The 18,231-nt window shown below is 30.8% G+C and carries 20 protein-coding genes; 8 read left to right on the top strand and 12 right to left on the bottom strand.

All coding sequences use genetic code 11. The features are described 5' to 3' along the window. The first annotated feature begins 106 nt into the window (after window positions 1-106). Window positions 107-670, top strand: a complete 564-nt coding sequence (gene pth, locus CHRY9293_RS03530) for an aminoacyl-tRNA hydrolase (RefSeq protein ID WP_162031613.1) — start codon at window positions 107-109, stop codon at window positions 668-670. Between the two features lie 87 nt (window positions 671-757). On the opposite strand, the gene CHRY9293_RS03525 is transcribed toward pth, so the two are convergent. From CHRY9293_RS03525 to CHRY9293_RS03485, 9 genes are all read right to left on the bottom strand, one after another. Then, window positions 758-2,350, bottom strand: coding sequence for a SulP family inorganic anion transporter (locus tag CHRY9293_RS03525; RefSeq protein ID WP_162031612.1), 1,593 nt, complete (start codon window positions 2,348-2,350; stop codon window positions 758-760). 117 nt (window positions 2,351-2,467) lie between these two features. Next, on the bottom strand, window positions 2,468-2,782 hold the full coding sequence (locus CHRY9293_RS03520) for a hypothetical protein (protein ID WP_162031611.1): 315 nt from the start codon (window positions 2,780-2,782) through the stop codon (window positions 2,468-2,470). A gap of 24 nt (window positions 2,783-2,806) precedes the next feature. Beyond that, the gene (locus CHRY9293_RS03515; protein ID WP_162031610.1) at window positions 2,807-3,475 is read right to left on the bottom strand and encodes a carbonic anhydrase; all 669 of its coding nucleotides are present in this window, start codon (window positions 3,473-3,475) and stop codon (window positions 2,807-2,809) included. Between the two features lie 309 nt (window positions 3,476-3,784). Next, a complete protein-coding gene (locus tag CHRY9293_RS03510) occupies window positions 3,785-4,339 on the bottom strand; it encodes a serine acetyltransferase (protein ID WP_122637632.1) in 555 nt (184 codons plus the stop codon). A 13-nt stretch (window positions 4,340-4,352) separates the two neighbouring features. Further along, window positions 4,353-5,507, bottom strand: coding sequence for a glycosyltransferase (locus CHRY9293_RS03505; RefSeq protein WP_162031609.1), 1,155 nt, complete (start codon window positions 5,505-5,507; stop codon window positions 4,353-4,355). Continuing rightward, window positions 5,508-6,071, bottom strand: a complete 564-nt coding sequence (locus CHRY9293_RS03500) for an acyltransferase (RefSeq protein WP_162031608.1) — start codon at window positions 6,069-6,071, stop codon at window positions 5,508-5,510. A 2-nt stretch (window positions 6,072-6,073) separates the two neighbouring features. Beyond that, window positions 6,074-7,234: a glycosyltransferase gene (locus CHRY9293_RS03495; RefSeq protein WP_228455460.1), complete on the bottom strand. Its 1,161-nt coding sequence runs from the start codon at window positions 7,232-7,234 to the stop codon at window positions 6,074-6,076. A 1-nt stretch (window position 7,235) separates the two neighbouring features. After that, window positions 7,236-8,075 (bottom strand): glycosyltransferase family 2 protein, encoded by an 840-nt coding sequence (locus CHRY9293_RS03490; RefSeq protein WP_162031607.1) that lies wholly within the window; start codon window positions 8,073-8,075, stop codon window positions 7,236-7,238. Then, window positions 8,072-8,476, bottom strand: coding sequence for an acyltransferase (locus tag CHRY9293_RS03485; protein ID WP_228455459.1), 405 nt, complete (start codon window positions 8,474-8,476; stop codon window positions 8,072-8,074). The genes CHRY9293_RS03490 and CHRY9293_RS03485 overlap by 4 nt, the downstream gene beginning before the upstream one ends. Before the next feature lie 248 nt (window positions 8,477-8,724). Here CHRY9293_RS03485 and CHRY9293_RS03480 point away from each other — a divergent pair, with 248 nt between their 5' ends. The 7 genes from CHRY9293_RS03480 (at window position 8,725) to CHRY9293_RS03450 (ending at window position 15,267) form a co-directional block, all read left to right on the top strand. Beyond that, a complete protein-coding gene (locus tag CHRY9293_RS03480; RefSeq protein WP_162031605.1) occupies window positions 8,725-9,495 on the top strand; it encodes an O-methyltransferase in 771 nt (256 codons plus the stop codon). Between the two features lie 314 nt (window positions 9,496-9,809). Next, a complete protein-coding gene (locus CHRY9293_RS03475; protein WP_162031604.1) occupies window positions 9,810-11,534 on the top strand; it encodes an HAD-IIIC family phosphatase in 1,725 nt (574 codons plus the stop codon). 12 nt (window positions 11,535-11,546) lie between these two features. Then, entirely contained in the window at window positions 11,547-11,786 is a 240-nt protein-coding gene (locus tag CHRY9293_RS03470) for an acyl carrier protein (RefSeq protein ID WP_162031603.1), read from the top strand. Continuing rightward, on the top strand, window positions 11,786-12,184 hold the full coding sequence (locus tag CHRY9293_RS03465) for a MaoC/PaaZ C-terminal domain-containing protein (protein ID WP_162031602.1): 399 nt from the start codon (window positions 11,786-11,788) through the stop codon (window positions 12,182-12,184). Before CHRY9293_RS03470 ends, CHRY9293_RS03465 begins: the two co-directional genes overlap by 1 nt. Next, window positions 12,181-12,894 (top strand): SDR family NAD(P)-dependent oxidoreductase, encoded by a 714-nt coding sequence (locus CHRY9293_RS03460; protein ID WP_162031601.1) that lies wholly within the window; start codon window positions 12,181-12,183, stop codon window positions 12,892-12,894. Before CHRY9293_RS03465 ends, CHRY9293_RS03460 begins: the two co-directional genes overlap by 4 nt. Before the next feature lie 26 nt (window positions 12,895-12,920). Further along, entirely contained in the window at window positions 12,921-14,336 is a 1,416-nt protein-coding gene (locus tag CHRY9293_RS03455; protein WP_162031600.1) for an MBOAT family O-acyltransferase, read from the top strand. 37 nt (window positions 14,337-14,373) lie between these two features. Beyond that, the gene (locus CHRY9293_RS03450) at window positions 14,374-15,267 is read left to right on the top strand and encodes a hypothetical protein (protein WP_228455458.1); all 894 of its coding nucleotides are present in this window, start codon (window positions 14,374-14,376) and stop codon (window positions 15,265-15,267) included. Here CHRY9293_RS03450 and CHRY9293_RS03445 read toward each other — a convergent pair. From CHRY9293_RS03445 to CHRY9293_RS03435, 3 genes are all read right to left on the bottom strand, one after another. Next, window positions 15,256-16,197, bottom strand: a complete 942-nt coding sequence (locus CHRY9293_RS03445; RefSeq protein WP_162031598.1) for a glycosyltransferase family 2 protein — start codon at window positions 16,195-16,197, stop codon at window positions 15,256-15,258. The genes CHRY9293_RS03450 and CHRY9293_RS03445 overlap by 12 nt on opposite strands. Before the next feature lie 73 nt (window positions 16,198-16,270). Continuing rightward, window positions 16,271-17,203, bottom strand: coding sequence for a glycosyltransferase family 2 protein (locus tag CHRY9293_RS03440; RefSeq protein WP_162031597.1), 933 nt, complete (start codon window positions 17,201-17,203; stop codon window positions 16,271-16,273). A 19-nt stretch (window positions 17,204-17,222) separates the two neighbouring features. Further along, window positions 17,223-18,212, bottom strand: a complete 990-nt coding sequence (locus tag CHRY9293_RS03435; protein WP_162031596.1) for an acyltransferase family protein — start codon at window positions 18,210-18,212, stop codon at window positions 17,223-17,225. Window positions 18,213-18,231: the final 19 nt, after the last annotated feature.

Here is an 18,231-nt window from a genome sequence, read left to right as displayed (position 1 = left end):
TATATAAACCGTTATAATAATATATCATTATAAAAAAACTAAAAACTCAATTCTTTAAAGAATTGAGTTTTTAGTTTTTTAGTCTTAATTTTGTAAAAAAATTCTAATGAAGTATCTAATTATTGGATTGGGTAATAAAGGCTCTGAATACGAAAATACTCGGCATAATGTGGGATTTAAGGTAGCAGATAAAATAGCGGATTTGCTAGAAGCATCATTTAATACTACTAATTTTGGGTGGATGGCAGAAGGAAAATATAAAGGAAGAAAAGTTTTTGTATTAAAGCCGGATACTTATATGAATCTTTCGGGTAATGCGGTGAAATATTGGATGCAAAAAGAAAATATACCTTTAGAAAATATTTTGGTTATAACCGATGATTTAGCATTACCATTTGGGACTTTGCGAATGAAAATGAAAGGTTCTGATGCGGGTCACAATGGACTTAAAAATATCAATGAAGTTTTACAAACTCAAAATTATACCCGTCTTCGATTTGGAATTTCTGCTGAGTTTGCCGAAGGTAGACAGGTCGATTATGTTTTGGGAACTTGGAACGAAGAAGAGTCGGAAAGACTTCCTGAAAGACTTGATAAGTTTGCTAAGGCTTGTCTTTCATTTGTGTTTGCAGGAGTTAATAATACGATGTCTGCTTTTAATGGAAAATAATACGAATGTGTATTTAAAAAGGCCTTGGAGTAATATTCCAAGGCCTTTTTAATAAAATTTGCAATCTTTACTTAATGCTTTTATGCACTACATGGCTCTTTTATGAGTTATTAGGATATGTGAATCCTCATCTTTTTCATAATCTCTATATGATGTTTTAAAGCCTAAAAGTTCAACATCAATATCTTCTTCTTTTGCTCGAATATTAGCAAAATCTTGAATCATTTCAAGAACATCAGTCGCTATATAAGAGGTATTTCTCGCGTCAATGGTTACCGAAGAATTAGGTTTAATATTTTTCAATGTTTTTTTTATTGCTGCTTTATTTAGAAATGATACCTCTTCGGCTAGCTTAATGGTGATCCCATCAGCGTCATTTAATTTTTCTCGACTTAAGTAATAGGCACGTTTCATATTTCCTTGAAGAATGTAAAAGACAGAAATGGCGAGGCCAATCCCCACACCTTTCAATAGATCGGTAGCAACTACAGCCACTACTGTAGCTACAAAAGGAATAAATTGAAATTTTCCTAAATGCCAAAAATGCTTAAATGTAGCTGGTTTTGCCAATTTGTAGCCTACAAGAATTAATACTGCAGCCAGCGTTGCTAATGGTATTAAATTTAAAATTACTGGAATTGTAAGAACACAAATTAATAATAAAACGCCGTGAATTATTGCAGATAGTTTTGATGTTGCTCCTGCATTTGCATTTGCCGAACTTCTAACTACTACAGAGGTCATTGGTAGTCCTCCAATAAAAGAACTTACTAAGTTTCCTATTCCTTGAGCTTTAAGTTCTAGGTTTGTATCTGTAATTCTTCGTTGCTTATCAAGTCTATCAGAAGCTTCAATACATAGTAATGTCTCGATAGAAGCTACAATAGCTATAGTAGCACCTACAATCCAAACTTTTGGGTTTGTAAGACCATTGAAATCAGGCATTGTAACTAAGCTTTTGAAATCTTCAAAGGATTTAGGAACGGGTAGTACCACTAAATGTTCTTTACCAATGGCTAGTCTACTTCCTGTTATTTTGAAAACTTCATTTAATAAAATTCCGGTGACAACCGCAACCAAAGCTCCAGGTAGAATTTTCATTCTTTTTAATGCCGGAACTTTATCCCAAGCTAGAAGAATTACGATGGAAACAATTGTTACAATAATAGCCCCAGGGTGAATTGCAGCAAATAACTGTGTAAAATAATTGAAGTTAAAACCGTTGTCAAAAAAAGATTCATGACCTTCATAGTCTTTATCAAATCCCAACGCGTGGGGGATTTGTTTTAAGATAATAATGATACCTATTGCTGCAAGCATTCCTTCGATAACATTATTAGGAAAGTAATTGGATATACTACCGGCTCTTATAAATCCTAGAATTAACTGGATAAGTCCTGCAATGATACCTGCACAAAGAAAAAGTTCAAAAGCTCCTAAATCTGTAATAGCAGTTAAAACAATAGCAGTAAGCCCTGCTGCAGGACCGGAAACAGAGATGTTTGAATTGCTTATAAATCCTACTACTAATCCGCCTACAATACCTGCAATAACGCCGGATAAAGGAGGTGCTCCGGAAGCCAATGCAATTCCTAAACAGAGTGGAAGTGCAACTAAGAATACAACGAGTCCTGAAGGGAAGTTTTCCTTTATTCCTCCAAATAATGATGTGTTTTTCATGATGTTTGTGAAAAATGCTGTAATATAACTGACTTTTTAATTTGTCAATTATATAAAGATTGAAAATTTTATTTAAAGTATTTGTATTCATTCTCTAATGAATCAAATATCATAACATTAATAAAAAATAGGATCAGCTTCTGGAGGAGGAGAATAGATAGTGAGAAATGGGGATAGATGAAATGAATCGTCTATCAACACAAAAGATTTAGCCTGTAATTGAGGCTCAGAAAACTTTAGATAATCAAATACGTCTAAAGTTTTTGGAAGTGTTTTTTCGTAAACAATTAAAGAAGTTGGGTGAGAGTTTGATTCTTCTTCATTCACTATTATATTTGTTCTGAGGATATCCCAGCCACAAACTGAAGCAATACTAGGTAGTGCTGTAAAGTTGATGACAAATAATAATGTAATAGTGCTCCAGAATTTCATTTCATTCTCTTTTTTTTAGAAAAACTATTTTGTTTTTCTGCTCATTACCCAATCTGAACTTGTAAGATTGTAAATTTTTTGAATGTCTTTTAAGGTTTTCTCAAAATCGATTTCCAAATCAATAATCTTTCCTGTTCTAAGATCAAATACCCATCCGTGAACAATAGGATACTCTTCTAAAATGTATCTTTCTTGCACGCACGCCATTTTGATCACGTTAATGCACTGCTCTTGAACGTTAAGTTCTACAAGTCTGTCATAACGTTTACCTTCATCTGTGATAGAATCTAATTCTGCTTGGTGTAATCTGTAAACATCACGTATGTTTCTTAACCAAGGGTTCAGTAATCCTAAATCTTGAGGAGTCATTGCTGCTTTTACACCTCCGCAATTATAATGCCCACACACAATAATGTGTTTTACTTTTAGATGTTCCACAGCGTATTGGATTACTGTTGTTGAACTCATATCTAAAGTGTTTACCACATTAGCAATGTTTCTATGAACAAATACTTCTCCAGGTTTAGCCCCCATCAATTCTTCCGCTGTAGCTCTACTATCTGAACATCCGATATATAAATAATCAGGTGTTTGAGTTTTTGCTAATTCATGAAAGAAATTTGGATCTTCTGAAATCTTAGACTCTACCCATTTTTTGTTGTTTTCGAAAATAACTTCGTACGATTGTGACATAAAATAAAATTTAAGGTTTATAATTATTTATTTCGTTTAAATTATTTCCAAATTCAATAGATTGAATCAATAATTATGCAAAAATAAAATTTTTGATAAAAAAAGAAACATTTTTAACAAAATTTAATATTCACGCCCAATTAAAACTACAATGCCTTGTAAAATTATTATAAAATACAGATCGCTGCACTATTGTGTAGATTAGGCTATGATAAAATTACAAACAAATCAACGATAAATAAGATGTTGGAAATTAAAATATCCTTAAATCTAAAATAAGAACTGATTGTTAATTAATTATAACATGAATTAAATTTTGTTATTGATATATCCTTCAGTAGCTTTTAAATTAGGATAGACAATAGCGGGGTTCCCTGTTACTATTGAGTTTTCCGGGACATCAAAATTAACATACGAGTTAGGAGCGATTAATACATTTTTACCAATAGTAACATTTCCAACAATTACAGCGTTTGCGCCAATCCAGACTTCATCATTGATAATAGGAGAACCTGTTTTTTTTCCTCGGTTTTGTTGGCCAATGGTTACCCCTTGTGCAATATTACAGTTTTTCCCAATTTTTGCTTTTGGATTGATAACCAAACATCCCCAGTGCCCAAGATAGAGCCCTTCCCCTATTGTTGTCTCTGGATAAATTTGAAATCCATACTTTATTTGGTATCTTCTTAATACTAATTTCCAAAAAAATCCTAACATATTTTTTTTGTTATGTTTTTGGGCCTTTCTGAGGATATATACAAAATGAAGATTTGGATTGAAACATTTCCTCCATATCTCAACTGTTGAAAGCCATTTTCCGCTTTCACGATAAAGATCTTTTTGAATTATAGAATAATCTGACATAACGGAATACTCTTTAGGCGTTATCAATTATTTCCTGTAGATGCTTAACGGATTTTTCCAACACAAATGGAAGCTCGGTAGATTTTATTTGTTCTTCATAATGTTTGGCAAGGTCTTTTTCAATAATGAATTTTTTCATGCCGGTATAAATTCCATCTTCGGAGTTTTGAGTAATAATCCCCAGCTTTCCATCTTGTAAAAGATCTTTAATTCCTGAAATATCAGTCGCTGAAATAGGTTTATTTAGAATAAGTGCCTCTGCAATAATGGTAGGAAAACCTTCATGGCGAGAAGACATAATATAAAAATCTGATTTCTTCAGATAGGGATAGGGATTACTTCGATAGCCTAGCATTTTAGCGGTTTCTTGTAGGCTTAATTTGTCTAATAATGCTTGAATACTATCGAAATCATATCCATCTCCAATAATGATGAGATTATGTTGTAAACCCTCATCTAATAATTTTTTATGAATATTCAATAGCCTGTCGTATCCTTTTTGTGGATACACAGTTCCAATAGATACAAATGTGGGTAAATGACTATTTTCAAAAGGCATATCATTAATGGGTTCATTGGCCTTATTGAGGGTATCACTTTTATCTATAGGATTATAAATCTTGACCAATTTTTCTCTTTGAGAATCATTTTTTGTAAGCTTCATCATTTCTTCTTCCAATTTGTTGGAAATCACAAGGATTTTATCAAAATTAAAGAATTGTAGCACCACTTCAGGAGGGTATTCTTTTAAACTAAATATGTCGTTTTGTACCCAAATTATTTTTTTTGAACTTTTAATAGGACTCGAAAGAATTTCTTTATACATACCATGGATGGCTCCAATTTCTATATCATATTTTTTCTTTTTCAATATTCTGCCATAAAGAAGAGAAGGGAACCATATAAACATTTTCTGATACAATACACGAAATGCTTTTACGGGAATATCCTGTAATCTATTGGTTGTTATCATTTCCCCCTTTAATAAATAATGCAAGTTTACCCAAGAAGGAACTTCTTGAATATATTGCCCTGAATATAAATTGATTAATAAGTCAATGTCATATTTATCAGATGGGATATTTTTCAAAAAGTTAATCAATGCTTTTTCTGCACCTCCATGGCGGAGAGAGCCAATACGAATAAGGATTTTCTTTTTTATTGTCATTTATTTTTTAATAGGTTTATAGGTATGAGGAAGATGCTCTTTTATATAAGCTTCCAATTTTGATCTATTGAGTTCAAGTTCTCGAGGATACATTACATTGTTTTTTAATGCCTTATCACCATATTCTTCAATGGTACAGACAAATCTTGCCGGAACTCCTGCATAAACCGTGCCTTTTGGCATAGATGTCGTCAAAATTGATCCGGCTCCTAACACGCAATTGTCCTCCATTTCTACCCCCAACATGATGGTGGTATCTGCTCCGATGAGACATTGTTTTCCAATTTTTATTCTTCCAAATGCTCTTACATCTTCATATTTTTTAAAGAAATGGAGTGCATTATATCCTCCATCATGATTTATGAATCTTACATTATTAGAAAATGTGGTTTCATCGCCGATTTCAATTAAAAAAGGTTCAGTTCCAAACTGGGGAACTTCCACAAAGCGAACATCTTTTCCCACTTTTAATCCCTTTTTGATGCAGATTTTGAGATAAATTCTCTGAATCATAAGTTGGTAGGTAGTATGTATTTTTAGTATTACACGATATAGGAATATCATAATTATTTTTTTGCTAAATTAATGAGGGTTTGCTCTATTTCATCAAAAATCTTTTTATTATCAAATTGAGATTCTATATTTTTCAATTTTTCCCTAATATGTGTTGTGAGCTCTTGATTGCTTATGAATTCTTTCATGGCATGATACATTTCAGTCGTATCATAATTGATAAGGTAGCCGGTCTCTCTATCTTTAATCATCATTCCAATGTCTCCAACATTAGTCGCAATGATGGGTTTTTGTAAAATGAGAGCTTCTGCAATAACCAAAGGCCAAGCTTCTGATTCTGATGGCAATATAAAGTAATCAGCGTTTTTAATATAAGGATATGGATTCATTTTATTCCCTGCTAAAATAAAGCTATTCTCTACCCCATTAGAACGGATTTGGCTTTGTAAGTTTTCTCGTTCTTCACCATCTCCCAATATAATAATGTGATGAATTAATCCTTCCTTCATTAATTGTGTATGAGCATCAATTAATTTATGAAATCCTTTTCGGGTATGGAGTCTTCCTATTGATACAAAGGTAGGCACAGATGGAAATGCATCTATTTTTTCTCCTGCCTTCTTTTTGATTTCTTCAATAGGTATTGCATTGATAATAATACTTTCCGGAGGGTATTTAAGCTCAGGATGATAATGGTGCATCATCTCTTTAATTCTAACGGAACAATAAATGATATGATCAAATTTTGGAAAGCTATTTAGAATATAAGGAACAAGAGGTTTTAATTTCGGAACGTTGATTTCTGAATGAGACCAACCAATTTTTTTTGAATTTTTATTGGTTGAATTTAGTACTGCGTCATAATCTCTATAATCCATTCCGATTTCAATATCGAAAGTATCATTAATAATCTTATCAATAATATGACGATTTTTGTCTAACCTTTTCAATTTTATTCTTCGGCTGATAAGTTGTATTTTTCTCAGAATAGAATTTTTTGAAAAGTTTTCTTTTCCATCAGTAAGATATATTTTCTTAACATGTGAAGGGAATTCGTTCCGTAATTCACCTTGATTGAGAGTAAGGCAAACAGTCATATCAAATATATTGGGATTGATATTATTAAGAATACTTAATAGAACTTTTTCCACTCCCCCCATTTCCATTGAACGATGCCTGAATAAAATTTTTATTTTTTTTGTATTTGTTGTCACTTTATCCGAAAATTTTTTGAAAGGTAATAATGATTTTTTTCTTTATTCTAAAAGGAAGTTTATTTTGATATTCAAGTAATTGAAATATCTCTTCAAAAGTGGTGTAATGATCTGGTATTTTTTTTCCATTTATCATGGTGAGATTACGCCGTTTCATGGTATTGAAAATTACCTTTGCAAAGTAATCGTATGATCTTTTTTTATTATCATTTTGAGAGATTCCTCCAGAATGTTGTCGGTAAAGATAATTCGCATCATTTATGAAATGAAATTTCCCTTTTTCATATATTTTTAAATAGAGATCTTGATCTTCTGCTATTTTAAGATCAGAATTCATTCCTTCTGTTTCAAGATAAATATTTTTTCTAAAGGCTGCAAAATGTCCTACTTGAATTGGGAAGTTGAAAAAATAGGGATAGTTATTAATAACTTGCATAGCCGATCTAAATGGAGAAATGGGATTAAGGTGTTCATCACACATTATAAATTTTGAATAGGTAAGGGCAACATCTTTTTTTGCCTTAAAAACTTTAATGCATTTTTCAATAGCGGTGGGAAGGATAGCATCATCAGGATCAACAAATCCACAAATATCACCAGTAGAAAGTTCAATTAACTTTTTTTTAGTAATGCCTACTCCTGAATTTTGAGCATTTTCATAAAGAGTAAATCTATGATCTCCTTTTATGATGTTCTTTAATATTTCTTTTTCTTCTTCTGAAGATGCATCATCCACGATGATTGCTTCCCAATTGGGATAAGTTTGTTTTAATAAATGATCATAACAGTTTTTAAAATAAGCAGCATTATTATAATGAGCTATAAGGACAGAAAATTTCATTGACGTTTCTTAAAAATTAATTCTTGTTGATCCAAAACCATTGTATTCTCCGGAACATCTTTATAAATAATACATCCTGCACCAATAATACAATTATCTCCAATAGAAACACCTTTTAAGACTGTAACATTACTTCCAAGCCAACAATTTTTCCCAATTTTTATTGGCGCTGTATTGAATTTACAATGGGATACTTTATATTTCGGATACGTTTCATAAGAGTGGTTGTGATCGTATAGTTTCACATTCTCACCAAATAGTGTATTCTCACCAATGGTTATACTTTCAAGACAATTGATAGAACAAAAATTATTCATAAAGAAATTATCACCTATTTGTAGTGTAGCGTTTCGCTCAACCAGAATGTGGATAAAATTCCTGAATGATATAGAATCTCCCATAGTCAAATTTTTTAAATCTTTATGCAGAATAAAACGATTTTCTATGCCTAATCTGAGATTTCTAAAAAAAACATTTGGATGTCTTTTAAGAAGTGAAATTTGTTTTTTTCTTTGAAGCGTTTCAAAAAAATTCATAAAGTATTATTCTAAATTTAAATTCTTCAATTGTTTTACAAAGATAATTTTTTTACTAAGTTAGATAAAAAATCTTATTTTTACGTAGTCATTTTAAATTACAAATACAACAAATGAATGAAATTGTTAGGGTTGCTAAGGTTTTTTTAGCATATATTAAAAGGCCCAACCTTTATCCCGAGTTATCCCGAAAAATAATAAAAAATACAATTAATAGAGGAAATGCCTTTAAAGGTAAAGAGAAAACCGGTCTGTGGGCCGCTTCTGAGTCTATTTCGCAACAGGAGGCCGTGATGAAGCTTTTTGGAAAAGATGCTACAGAGTTCAGGAGAACCTTTGATGAAGTTCTGGAAAAAGCTCAAAAAAATGAAAGCGAATGCCCCATTAAGATGGGAGGAGCAGGAGCTCTTGAATTGATATATTATGCTTGCGAATTCACCCATGCAAAAAATGTCATAGAAACAGGGGTTGCGTATGGATGGTCTTCTTTAGCGATGTTGTTATCCTTAAAAAATAGAGAAGGAACTTTATATAGTTCAGATATGCCCTATTTAGATCAAGATGGAGATCAATATGTAGGTTATGTGGTACCGGATAATCTAAAAAAATCATGGAAGTTGTTCCGTTTTGCTGATAAAGAATCTTTACCAAAGATTTTTGAAGAAAATTCAACTTTTGATGTTGTGCATTATGATTCAGATAAGAGCTATAATGGACGTTATTGGGCTTATAATGAATTATATAAACATTTAAGAGAGGGTGGGGTTTTTATCAGTGATGATATTGGTGACAATTCTGCTTATCAAGATTTCTGTGAAAAAAATAATATTAAAACAACAGTAGTTGAATTTGAAGGTAAATATGTCGGAGTTTTTGTAAAATAAAACTGATGTATCTTCTTAAAAATATTTTTTCTTTCCTATACTTTTGTATAAATAGTATGTTTCATCCATTTCTTGCCAAAGGAAGGAATAGATGAAATATGCTATTTCAAATATTGGGCTATTATAATAATGGTTGTAATGAAAGGAGTTTATATAATACAATTATCTTAAAAAATTTGGATACATCATGTTTAAAAACAATACGGGTTTCCAAAGTATAAAGTATATTGTATAGCGAATTTTCGTGAAAAGGGAAGGTGAAGAATATCTATTTATCTTTAAAGTAACATATTTTTACAAAACTATTCAATGGTATGTATAAAAAGTTTTCGGAATTAAAAAAAAATATAAAAAAAAATACGGAAGGCCTTAAAAATATAAAAATTGCTTTACTTGGAGATACCGCAACTCAGTTTTTAGCGATAGCATTAAAAGGAGCAGCTATTGAAGAAGGATATAATATCGAAGTTTTTGAATCAGATTTTGGGCAAATTTCTAGACAAATTCTTGATCCAACATCAGAATACTATGAATTTAATCCTGATTATACCATCATTTTTGAATCTTCCCATAAATTATTAAGCTTATTTTATAAATCATATGATTCTCAGAGAAGCTTTGCGGAGAGCAAAATCGATTATATTGAAGAGTTGTACAGTACAATTCAAAATAGAACAAAAAGTAGAGTGATCTATTGCAATTTTCCGATTATTAACAATCAAGTCTTTGGAAGTTTTGCAAACAAAGTAGAATCTTCATTTATTTTTCAACAAAATAAACTTAATTACCTTTTATCATCAAAACTAGCTATTGAAAAAGATAATTTTTTCATTGCAGATTTGATGTCCATTCAAAATAAATGGGGACGAAATTTTATGTTTTCTCCTAGCATTTATGTAAATACGGAAATGGTGTTATCGCTAGATGTTTTACCCATAGTTGCCCACCAAATGATAAGTATTATGGCTTCTTTAGAAGGGAAGTTTAAAAAATGCTTGATCTTAGATTTAGATAATACGACTTGGGGAGGAATAATTGGAGATGATGGGCTAGAAAAAATTCAGATCGGAAATTTAGGGATTGGGAAAGCTTTTACGGAGTTTCAACAATGGGTTAAAGCATTGCAAAAAAGAGGTGTCATATTGGCTGTTTGCAGCAAAAATGATCTGGATAAAGCTCAAGAGCCTTTTGAAAAGCATCCTGATATGGTTCTAAAGTTGGATGATATTGCGGTTTTTATTGCTAACTGGGAGAATAAAGCGGATAATATTAGGCAAATTCAAAGCATACTCAATATAGGTTTTGATTCTATGGTATTTTTAGATGATAATCCTTTTGAAAGAAATCTTGTTCGAGAAAATCTACCAGAAGTATGTGTTCCGGAATTGCCCGAAGACCCTGCAGAATATTTAGAATATTTATATAGTTTGAATCTTTTTGAAACTGCTAGTTTTTCGGAAAATGATGCTGAAAGAACCAAGCAATATCAGACTGAAGCGAAAAGAGCTGTTGAATTGGAGAACTTTACGAATGTGGAAGATTTTCTTAAAAGTATGAATATGGTTTCTGAAGTGAAAACGTTTGATAGTTTTTCAAAACCAAGGGTTTCACAATTAACACAAAGATCAAATCAGTTTAATTTAAGAACAATACGATATACTGAACAAGAAGTTGAGCGCTTAATTACATCAAATGATCATCATACTATTTCTTTTACATTAGAAGATAAGTATGGAGACAACGGATTGATTTGTGTTGTGGTGCTAGAAAAGAAAAATCCTGAGATTCTTTTCGTGGATACTTGGTTGATGAGCTGCCGGGTTTTAAAGAGAGGAATGGAAGATTTTACTTTAAATACTATTGTAGATGTAGCTAAAGCGAATAAATTTAAATATATTATTGGGGAATATATACCCACTCCAAAAAATCAAATGGTAAAAGATCATTATGAAAGGTTAGGCTTTAAGGAACACGGGGAAAAATGGGTATTAGATGTGGAAGATTATCAATCTAAACAAGTATATATTTCGAATAAATAAAAAAATAGTTTTATGGACAAGAATGAAATTTTAACTAAACTCACCAAAATTTTTCACGAAGAATTAGATAATGAAGATATTATTTTGAGTTTTGAGACTACAGCTGATGATATTGAGGAATGGGATTCTCTTTCACATATTCAGTTAATTGTCGCTGTAGAGAAAAATTTCGGAGTAAGATTTACTTCTTCAGAAATTCAAAGTTGGCAAAATGTCGGAGAAATGATTGATTGTATAGTAACAAAAAAATAATGAAGCTTCAGCTCAATCAAAAATTTCAGCATCAATTTAAGGTTGATAGTCATGTATATAACGGGTTCATTACTCTTTTTAAGGATCATAATTCATTACATGTGAATGAGGAGTTTGCACAGAATAAGGGGTTCAAATCGAAAGTAATGCATGGAAATATACTTAATGGCTTCATTTCTTACTTTATTGGAGAGCTTTTGCCTACAGAAGATGTGATGATTATTACCCAAAATATTAATTTTAAAAAACCGGTTTACTTGGATGATGTTTTAGATTTTGAGGCGATTGTTGATGATCAATCGGAGGCGGTACAAGTAAATACTTTTAAATTTAAGTTTATTAATAGTAACAAAGAAACGGTTGCTTCAGGAAAAGTTCAAATAAAAGAATTATCATGAATAAAGTAATTTTGACAGGAGGTTCATCTGGGATAGGTAAGGAAATTAATCTATTTTTACTGAGAAAAGGGTATGAGGTATTATTTACTTATTGCCATTCTCAGGAATCTGCAGAGGAAATTATGACTCAATTTAAGAATGCAAAAGCCTTTCAGGTAGATTTCACTTCTGAATCTCAGCTAAGTACTTTTTTGAGAGAAATCGAAGTTTTTGATCCGGATATCCTCATAAATAATTACTATAATGGGACTTTTATAGATACTTATTTTCATAAAACAGATGCTAATAAATTTCTTACCGACTTTCAGAATAATATTATACCTACGTTACAAATTACCCAGGAGAGTATAAAAGTATTTCGCAAAAAAAAAGAAGGCAGGATTATCAATATTCTTTCCTCTTCTCTTGCTTCACCTGCAATGGGAACTTCTGTGTATAATTCTAATAAAGCTTACCTACTTCAGATGAGCAAGAGCTGGGCTGTAGAAAATGTAAAGTTTGGAATTACCTGTAATTCTATTTCACCCTCTTTTATTCCTACTGATTTTCATAAAAATATGGATGAAAGAATGAAAGAAACGATACTTTCAGCTTATCCGTTGAAAGAAAACTTAGAAAGTAAGGATATTTCAAATGTTATCGATCTATGTATAAATGGAGGGAAACATTTTAATGGGAATCATGTTTTTTTGGATGCATCACATTATTAAAATAATTTGAATTATAATTAAGACTAATGCAGTTTACTTCGATTGCTTTTATCCTATTTTTCACCCTGGTTTTTGGACTTTATTGGTTTGTATTCCAAAGAAATGTAAAGCAGCAAAATATTTTATTGTTAGCAGCTAGTTATTTTTTCTATGGATGTTGGGATTGGAAATTTTTAGCGCTTCTTATAGCTGCGTCAGGAATATCTTATTTTTTAGGGATTAAAATTGGAGGATCCGAAGGAAAAAAGAAAAGCTTTTTTCTGAATATAGGCCTAATCTTGGCCATAGGAACACTTTTTTATTTTAAATATTTTAACTTTTTTATTAATTCCTTTGCAGATTTATTTCATATTAATAATAAATTTACCTTAAATATCATTTTACCCTTAGGTATTAGTTTTTATACTTTTAGAATAATAAGTTATTTTTTGGATATTAAAAACAAAAAACTAAAACCAGAGAATGATATATTGGTATTTTTTAATTACGTAGCTTTTTTTCCGAGTATGACTTCCGGACCTATTGATAAAGGAGGCTTACTACTTCCTCAGTTGAGAAAAGAAAGAGTTTTCACTTTTGAAAACGGAGCTGATGCTGCAAGGCAAATTCTCTGGGGAGCTTTTAAAAAATTGGTGATCGCAAATAGTATTACACCTATTACACAAAATATATTTCAAAATTATGAACACCTTTCTGGAGGTACTATAGCTTTTGGAATTATTCTTTTTCTATTTGAAATTTATGCAGATTTTTCCGGATATTCTGATATGGCGATTGGTTTTGCGAAGCTTTTAGGTATTAAAATAACTAAAAATTTTGCATTTCCTCTTTTTGCTCAAAATATTGCTGAGTTTTGGCGTAAATGGCATATTTCACTTACATCTTGGCTTACAGAATATGTGTTTACTCCTTTGATTATACAATTTAGAGATTATGAAAAGAAAGGGCTAATAGCTGCAATTATTTTAAATTTTACTTTAATTGGAATATGGCATGGAGCTCGATTTACTTTTATCTTTTTTGGCTTACTTCATGGAGTTTATTATATCCCATTAATCTTGAACGATAAATTAAATAAGAAGAAAAAGCTCTCTAAGCCACTTCCTACTTTTCGAGAGATTGGTAATATTTTGCTTACCTTATTAATCGTATGTTTTGCTTTTGTATTATTTGTGTCTCCGACACTTACAGATGCGTTGGGAATGTACGAGAGAATATTTAGTTTTTCATTTTTTTCAATTCCACAATTCGTGAAAGTTAAAATTTTGGGATTGATAAGTATTCTTATTGTAATTGACTGGTTAAATAAAGATCAGGATCATGGTTTTGAAATTAGTCGATATACGCCTATAGTGAGACGGGTGTTGTATCTTTTTCTTATATTCATGATTATGTATTTCGGTGTGTTTGGTAATGGTAACTTTATCTATGAACAATTCTGATATGAAGATTTTTTTATTAAAAATATCACTTTATATTATGGGGGTAATAACAGTTTTGTTATTTCTAGGATCGTATGCAGATGGTAATACAGATGATAATTATATGCATTTTACAGGAGCTAAACCTTCTAATATAATTTTGGGTGACTCTAGAGGAGCACAGGCAATTGTTCCAGATGTTTTAAACACAAAATTTAAAAATAGAGAGTTCAATAACTTTGCGTTTAATATTGCTGAATCTCCTTATGGAAAGGTTTATTTTGAAGCATTAAAGAAGAAAATAAATCCTCATGCTCAAAACGGAATTTTTATTTTAACCGTTAGCCCATGGAATATTTCAGTTGAAATAAGTGATAATAATGTGGAGATCTATCCAGAATCTATATCACCATTAGCGGACATGTATTTTTATGATTGGAATCCAAATTATGAATATCTTTTAAAGAATTATACAAGCAGCTGGTTTAATATTTATAGAGATAGAGAAGAGGTCATAAAATCTAAAACTTATTTGCATAAAAATGGATGGATGGAAGTGACCGTAAATATAGAGTCTGATACTATTGCCAAAAGGCAGCAAAAAAAAATAAAGGAGTATACAGCTATGATAATGAATCATAAGATATCTCAATATAGAATTCATTATTTAGAGGAAATGATAAAATTTCTTAGGGATAAAGGTTCTGTTTATCTTGTGAGAATTCCGGTGTCAAAACAAATGCTTGATCTAGAATATTCTTATTATCCTCATTTTAATGTTAAAATGAGAGAGATAGCAGATAAAAACAAAATAGATTATTTTGATTTTTCAGAGAGGTATGATCATTATATTTATACAGATGGAAATCATATGTACAAAGAATCGGGAAAAATATTAACAACACAGATTGCGGATTCTATTTTTGTCCATTCAGACATTTTAAAAAAATAATCTTTTTCTAAAATTAATATTATATATCCCCGAGCTGATACTATGGTAGTCTGTGATTAAATATTTTGTTACTAGAATCCATTTTTTTAGCATTGGAGCCATAGCAATTTGAAAACTTTGGTACATTCGGGCAATATGAAGTTTTATTTCAGGAGAGAGGTTTTTTTCATTTTGAGCCCAGTTATTTACTTCTTTCCAAAGTAAAAGTTTTGTAGTCGCTGGATCTATTTTTTTTGTATCAACCTGAGTGATTCTATTATTTTCATGAACCCCTCTCATGGCAATAGGTTGATCTATAATTCCTCCATAGAGGTCCAAATAATAGGAAAGGCGTAATAGAAATTCGGTATCTTGATGCAGTTTTAAATGAGCTTTAAAATAGTAATTTAATTTTTTTAAAGATTCTCTTCGAATGGTAAGAGCATCCAAAGTGAAAAGCCCAAAGCTTCCTCTCAGGTAAAGCTGCCCAGGAAAAACTTCTTTAGGAGGATGTTTTTTGTAAACGGTGGTAAGACGGTCTTTAAAAATATAATAAAATTGTTTTTTTGCCTTTTCGGTATAATAATGAACACCAATAGCTCCATATACTCCCTCTATAGAAGGGTCTTTAAATAATTCCTTCTCAGCATTAAAGCGATTGGGTAAATAATAATCATCCGCATCTAAAAAAGCTATAAAATCTCCTGTTGCATTTTCTAATCCTAGATTCCTGCTGGCGCCGGCGCCATGATTCCCTTTGTCCGGATGTTGAAACAATTTTACTCTTTCATATTTCTCAGATAATGCTTGACAAATAGGTAAAGCATTATCTGGAGAATGGTCTTCAATTAAAATAACTTCATAGACCTCATCAAATTGTAAGGCTGATTCTACAGCATGGGACACGTATTTTTCGGCATTATATACAGGTATGATTACAGAGACTTTCATTTTTTATGATTAAGGTTGTAATTTAAAAATTAATAATTAAATACGTTACTGTCCGAGTATATTATTTTTTGATTTAAAATGGTCTGAAATTTATATTGTAAATTCCTTTACTTATAATTTTACTGTCTTTTAATGCAAATTTAGTTAACATAGACATTTTTTTTAAAAATGAGGCATTGGCTATTTCAAAACTTAAATACATTCTTTTAATATGGATTTTAAAATCCTCGCGCATCGTTTTTTCTTGATAGGCCCAATTGTAGACCTCATTCCACAATAAAACTCTTGTAATAGAAGGTTTTATTTTTTTTGTTTCAATATCGGTAATTCTATTATCTTCATGCACTCCTCTCATAGCAATAGGTTGATTTAAAATCCCAGGATAAAGATGTAGATAATAAGAAAGGCGGAATAGAAATTCGGTATCTTCGTGAAATCGTAACGGCTTAAAAAGGATATTCATTTTACTTAATAAAGAGCTCTTCCTAATAGTCAACGCATTGAGCGTAATAATTCCAAAGCTTCCTCTCATATGAGTTAATCCCGGAAAAACTTCCTTAGGGTGATGTTCTTTATATACAGTAGATAATCGGTCTTCAAAAACGGTATAATATTGTTTTTTTGCTTTTTGTGAATAATAGTGTACTCCAAGTCCGCCATATACACCTTCTACTTCTGGATTTTGAAATAATATTTTTTCCGCATCAAAACGATTTGGAAGATAATAGTCATCAGCATCAAGGAATGTAATAAAGTCTCCGGTTGCATTTTCTATTCCCAGATTTCTGCTTGGCCCTGCACCATGATTTTCTTTATCTGGGTGCTGGATAAACTTTACTTTATCATATTTTTCTGCTAAAATCCGGCAAACTTCTAAAGCGTTATCCGGAGATTTATCTTCAATTAAAATGACTTCGGATACCTCCCTAAACTGTAATGCTGACTCTACGGCTTTTTGTACATATTTTTCAGCATTATAGACTGGGATCACTACAGAGATCTTCATTTTGACTAGTTTTTTAATGTTATATTATATATTTTGTTATTTTTTTTTCTATAAAATGGTGTAAAAATGCAGCAACAACTATGGCAATTATAATTTTAAATGCAAAATAAGGAAGATTTATATAGCCATCTACCTTGAATCTTCTAAAAAATATCTCAACAAAAGGATGAGATAAGTAAAAAGAATAGGATATATCTCCTAAAAATATTAAAAATTTATTTCCTTTATATTGAAAAGTATAGTCGAATAGTAAAAATGAAAATACAAATAATGATACTGTAAATAATGTAAGTAAGTTATTCTCAAATCGAATGATATTTAATAATATCAATACGAAAAATAGTATTCCTATACTTGAAATTATAATGGCATAATTTTTAGGGACTGAATATCTTTTTAAGAGCAAAGATAAAATAATACCGGCTACAAAATAGAGATTCAAATAATTAGTAATCATTAATAAATAGGGATGCTCTGGCTTAAAGATATGACCTAAGAAATAACTTGTTACGAAAAAAGCTATAATGAGCAGATATCTTTTTTTATTTGAAAAAAATAAGAAAATTCCAAATATTAAATAAAAAAACATTTCATAATTAAGGGACCATCCCAAATAAAGAACCGGAAATGTGTTTTTTTGAGGCAAAAATAATACAGAATGAAGTAGCCTGGAAAAGTATTCTCCATAAAAATACAATAGAAAGTTTCCCCCCATGATCATCCATCCTAGCGTAAGAAGATAATATAAAGGAACTATTCTTGTGATTCTTTTTTTATAAAATGAAATTATTTCTTTTTTTAGGTTTCCGCTCTCAATATTGATTTTGTATGTGGTATAGGTCATAATAAATCCACTAATTACAAAAAATATAGGAACCCCAATACTCCCATTTCCAAATAGAATATCTCCAAGATTGATGCTTGTGAAGTTGATATATTCTTTCAGATGGAAACAACAAACCAGTAGGGCAGATATGCCTCTTAAAATTTGTAAATTATTTAGTTTCATTATTTGTGTTCACTTAAGA

Source organism: Chryseobacterium potabilaquae, assembly GCF_902728265.1.
Classification (GTDB): domain Bacteria; phylum Bacteroidota; class Bacteroidia; order Flavobacteriales; family Weeksellaceae; genus Chryseobacterium; species Chryseobacterium potabilaquae.
The sequence above is the reverse complement of the archived record's forward strand: the minus strand, read 5'-3'. Positions and strand labels throughout refer to the sequence as shown.

Bases quoted from the DNA above. Each gene is read 5' to 3' on its own strand.
- pth (WP_162031613.1), top strand. From the start codon at position 107: ATGAAGTATCTAATTATTGGATTGGGTAATAAAGGCTCTGAATACGAA.
- CHRY9293_RS03525 (WP_162031612.1), bottom strand. From the start codon at position 2,350: ATGAAAAACACATCATTATTTGGAGGAATAAAGGAAAACTTCCCTTCA.
- CHRY9293_RS03520 (WP_162031611.1), bottom strand. From the start codon at position 2,782: ATGAAATTCTGGAGCACTATTACATTATTATTTGTCATCAACTTTACA.
- CHRY9293_RS03515 (WP_162031610.1), bottom strand. From the start codon at position 3,475: ATGTCACAATCGTACGAAGTTATTTTCGAAAACAACAAAAAATGGGTA.
- CHRY9293_RS03510 (WP_122637632.1), bottom strand. From the start codon at position 4,339: ATGTCAGATTATTCTATAATTCAAAAAGATCTTTATCGTGAAAGCGGA.
- CHRY9293_RS03505 (WP_162031609.1), bottom strand. From the start codon at position 5,507: ATGACAATAAAAAAGAAAATCCTTATTCGTATTGGCTCTCTCCGCCAT.
- CHRY9293_RS03500 (WP_162031608.1), bottom strand. From the start codon at position 6,071: ATGATATTCCTATATCGTGTAATACTAAAAATACATACTACCTACCAA.
- CHRY9293_RS03490 (WP_162031607.1), bottom strand. From the start codon at position 8,075: ATGAAATTTTCTGTCCTTATAGCTCATTATAATAATGCTGCTTATTTT.
- CHRY9293_RS03485 (WP_228455459.1), bottom strand. From the start codon at position 8,476: ATGGGAGATTCTATATCATTCAGGAATTTTATCCACATTCTGGTTGAG.
- CHRY9293_RS03480 (WP_162031605.1), top strand. From the start codon at position 8,725: ATGAATGAAATTGTTAGGGTTGCTAAGGTTTTTTTAGCATATATTAAA.
- CHRY9293_RS03475 (WP_162031604.1), top strand. From the start codon at position 9,810: ATGTATAAAAAGTTTTCGGAATTAAAAAAAAATATAAAAAAAAATACG.
- CHRY9293_RS03470 (WP_162031603.1), top strand. From the start codon at position 11,547: ATGGACAAGAATGAAATTTTAACTAAACTCACCAAAATTTTTCACGAA.
- CHRY9293_RS03465 (WP_162031602.1), top strand. From the start codon at position 11,786: ATGAAGCTTCAGCTCAATCAAAAATTTCAGCATCAATTTAAGGTTGAT.
- CHRY9293_RS03460 (WP_162031601.1), top strand. From the start codon at position 12,181: ATGAATAAAGTAATTTTGACAGGAGGTTCATCTGGGATAGGTAAGGAA.
- CHRY9293_RS03455 (WP_162031600.1), top strand. From the start codon at position 12,921: ATGCAGTTTACTTCGATTGCTTTTATCCTATTTTTCACCCTGGTTTTT.
- CHRY9293_RS03450 (WP_228455458.1), top strand. From the start codon at position 14,374: ATGGGGGTAATAACAGTTTTGTTATTTCTAGGATCGTATGCAGATGGT.
- CHRY9293_RS03445 (WP_162031598.1), bottom strand. From the start codon at position 16,197: ATGAAAGTCTCTGTAATCATACCTGTATATAATGCCGAAAAATACGTG.
- CHRY9293_RS03440 (WP_162031597.1), bottom strand. From the start codon at position 17,203: ATGAAGATCTCTGTAGTGATCCCAGTCTATAATGCTGAAAAATATGTA.
- CHRY9293_RS03435 (WP_162031596.1), bottom strand. From the start codon at position 18,212: ATGAAACTAAATAATTTACAAATTTTAAGAGGCATATCTGCCCTACTG.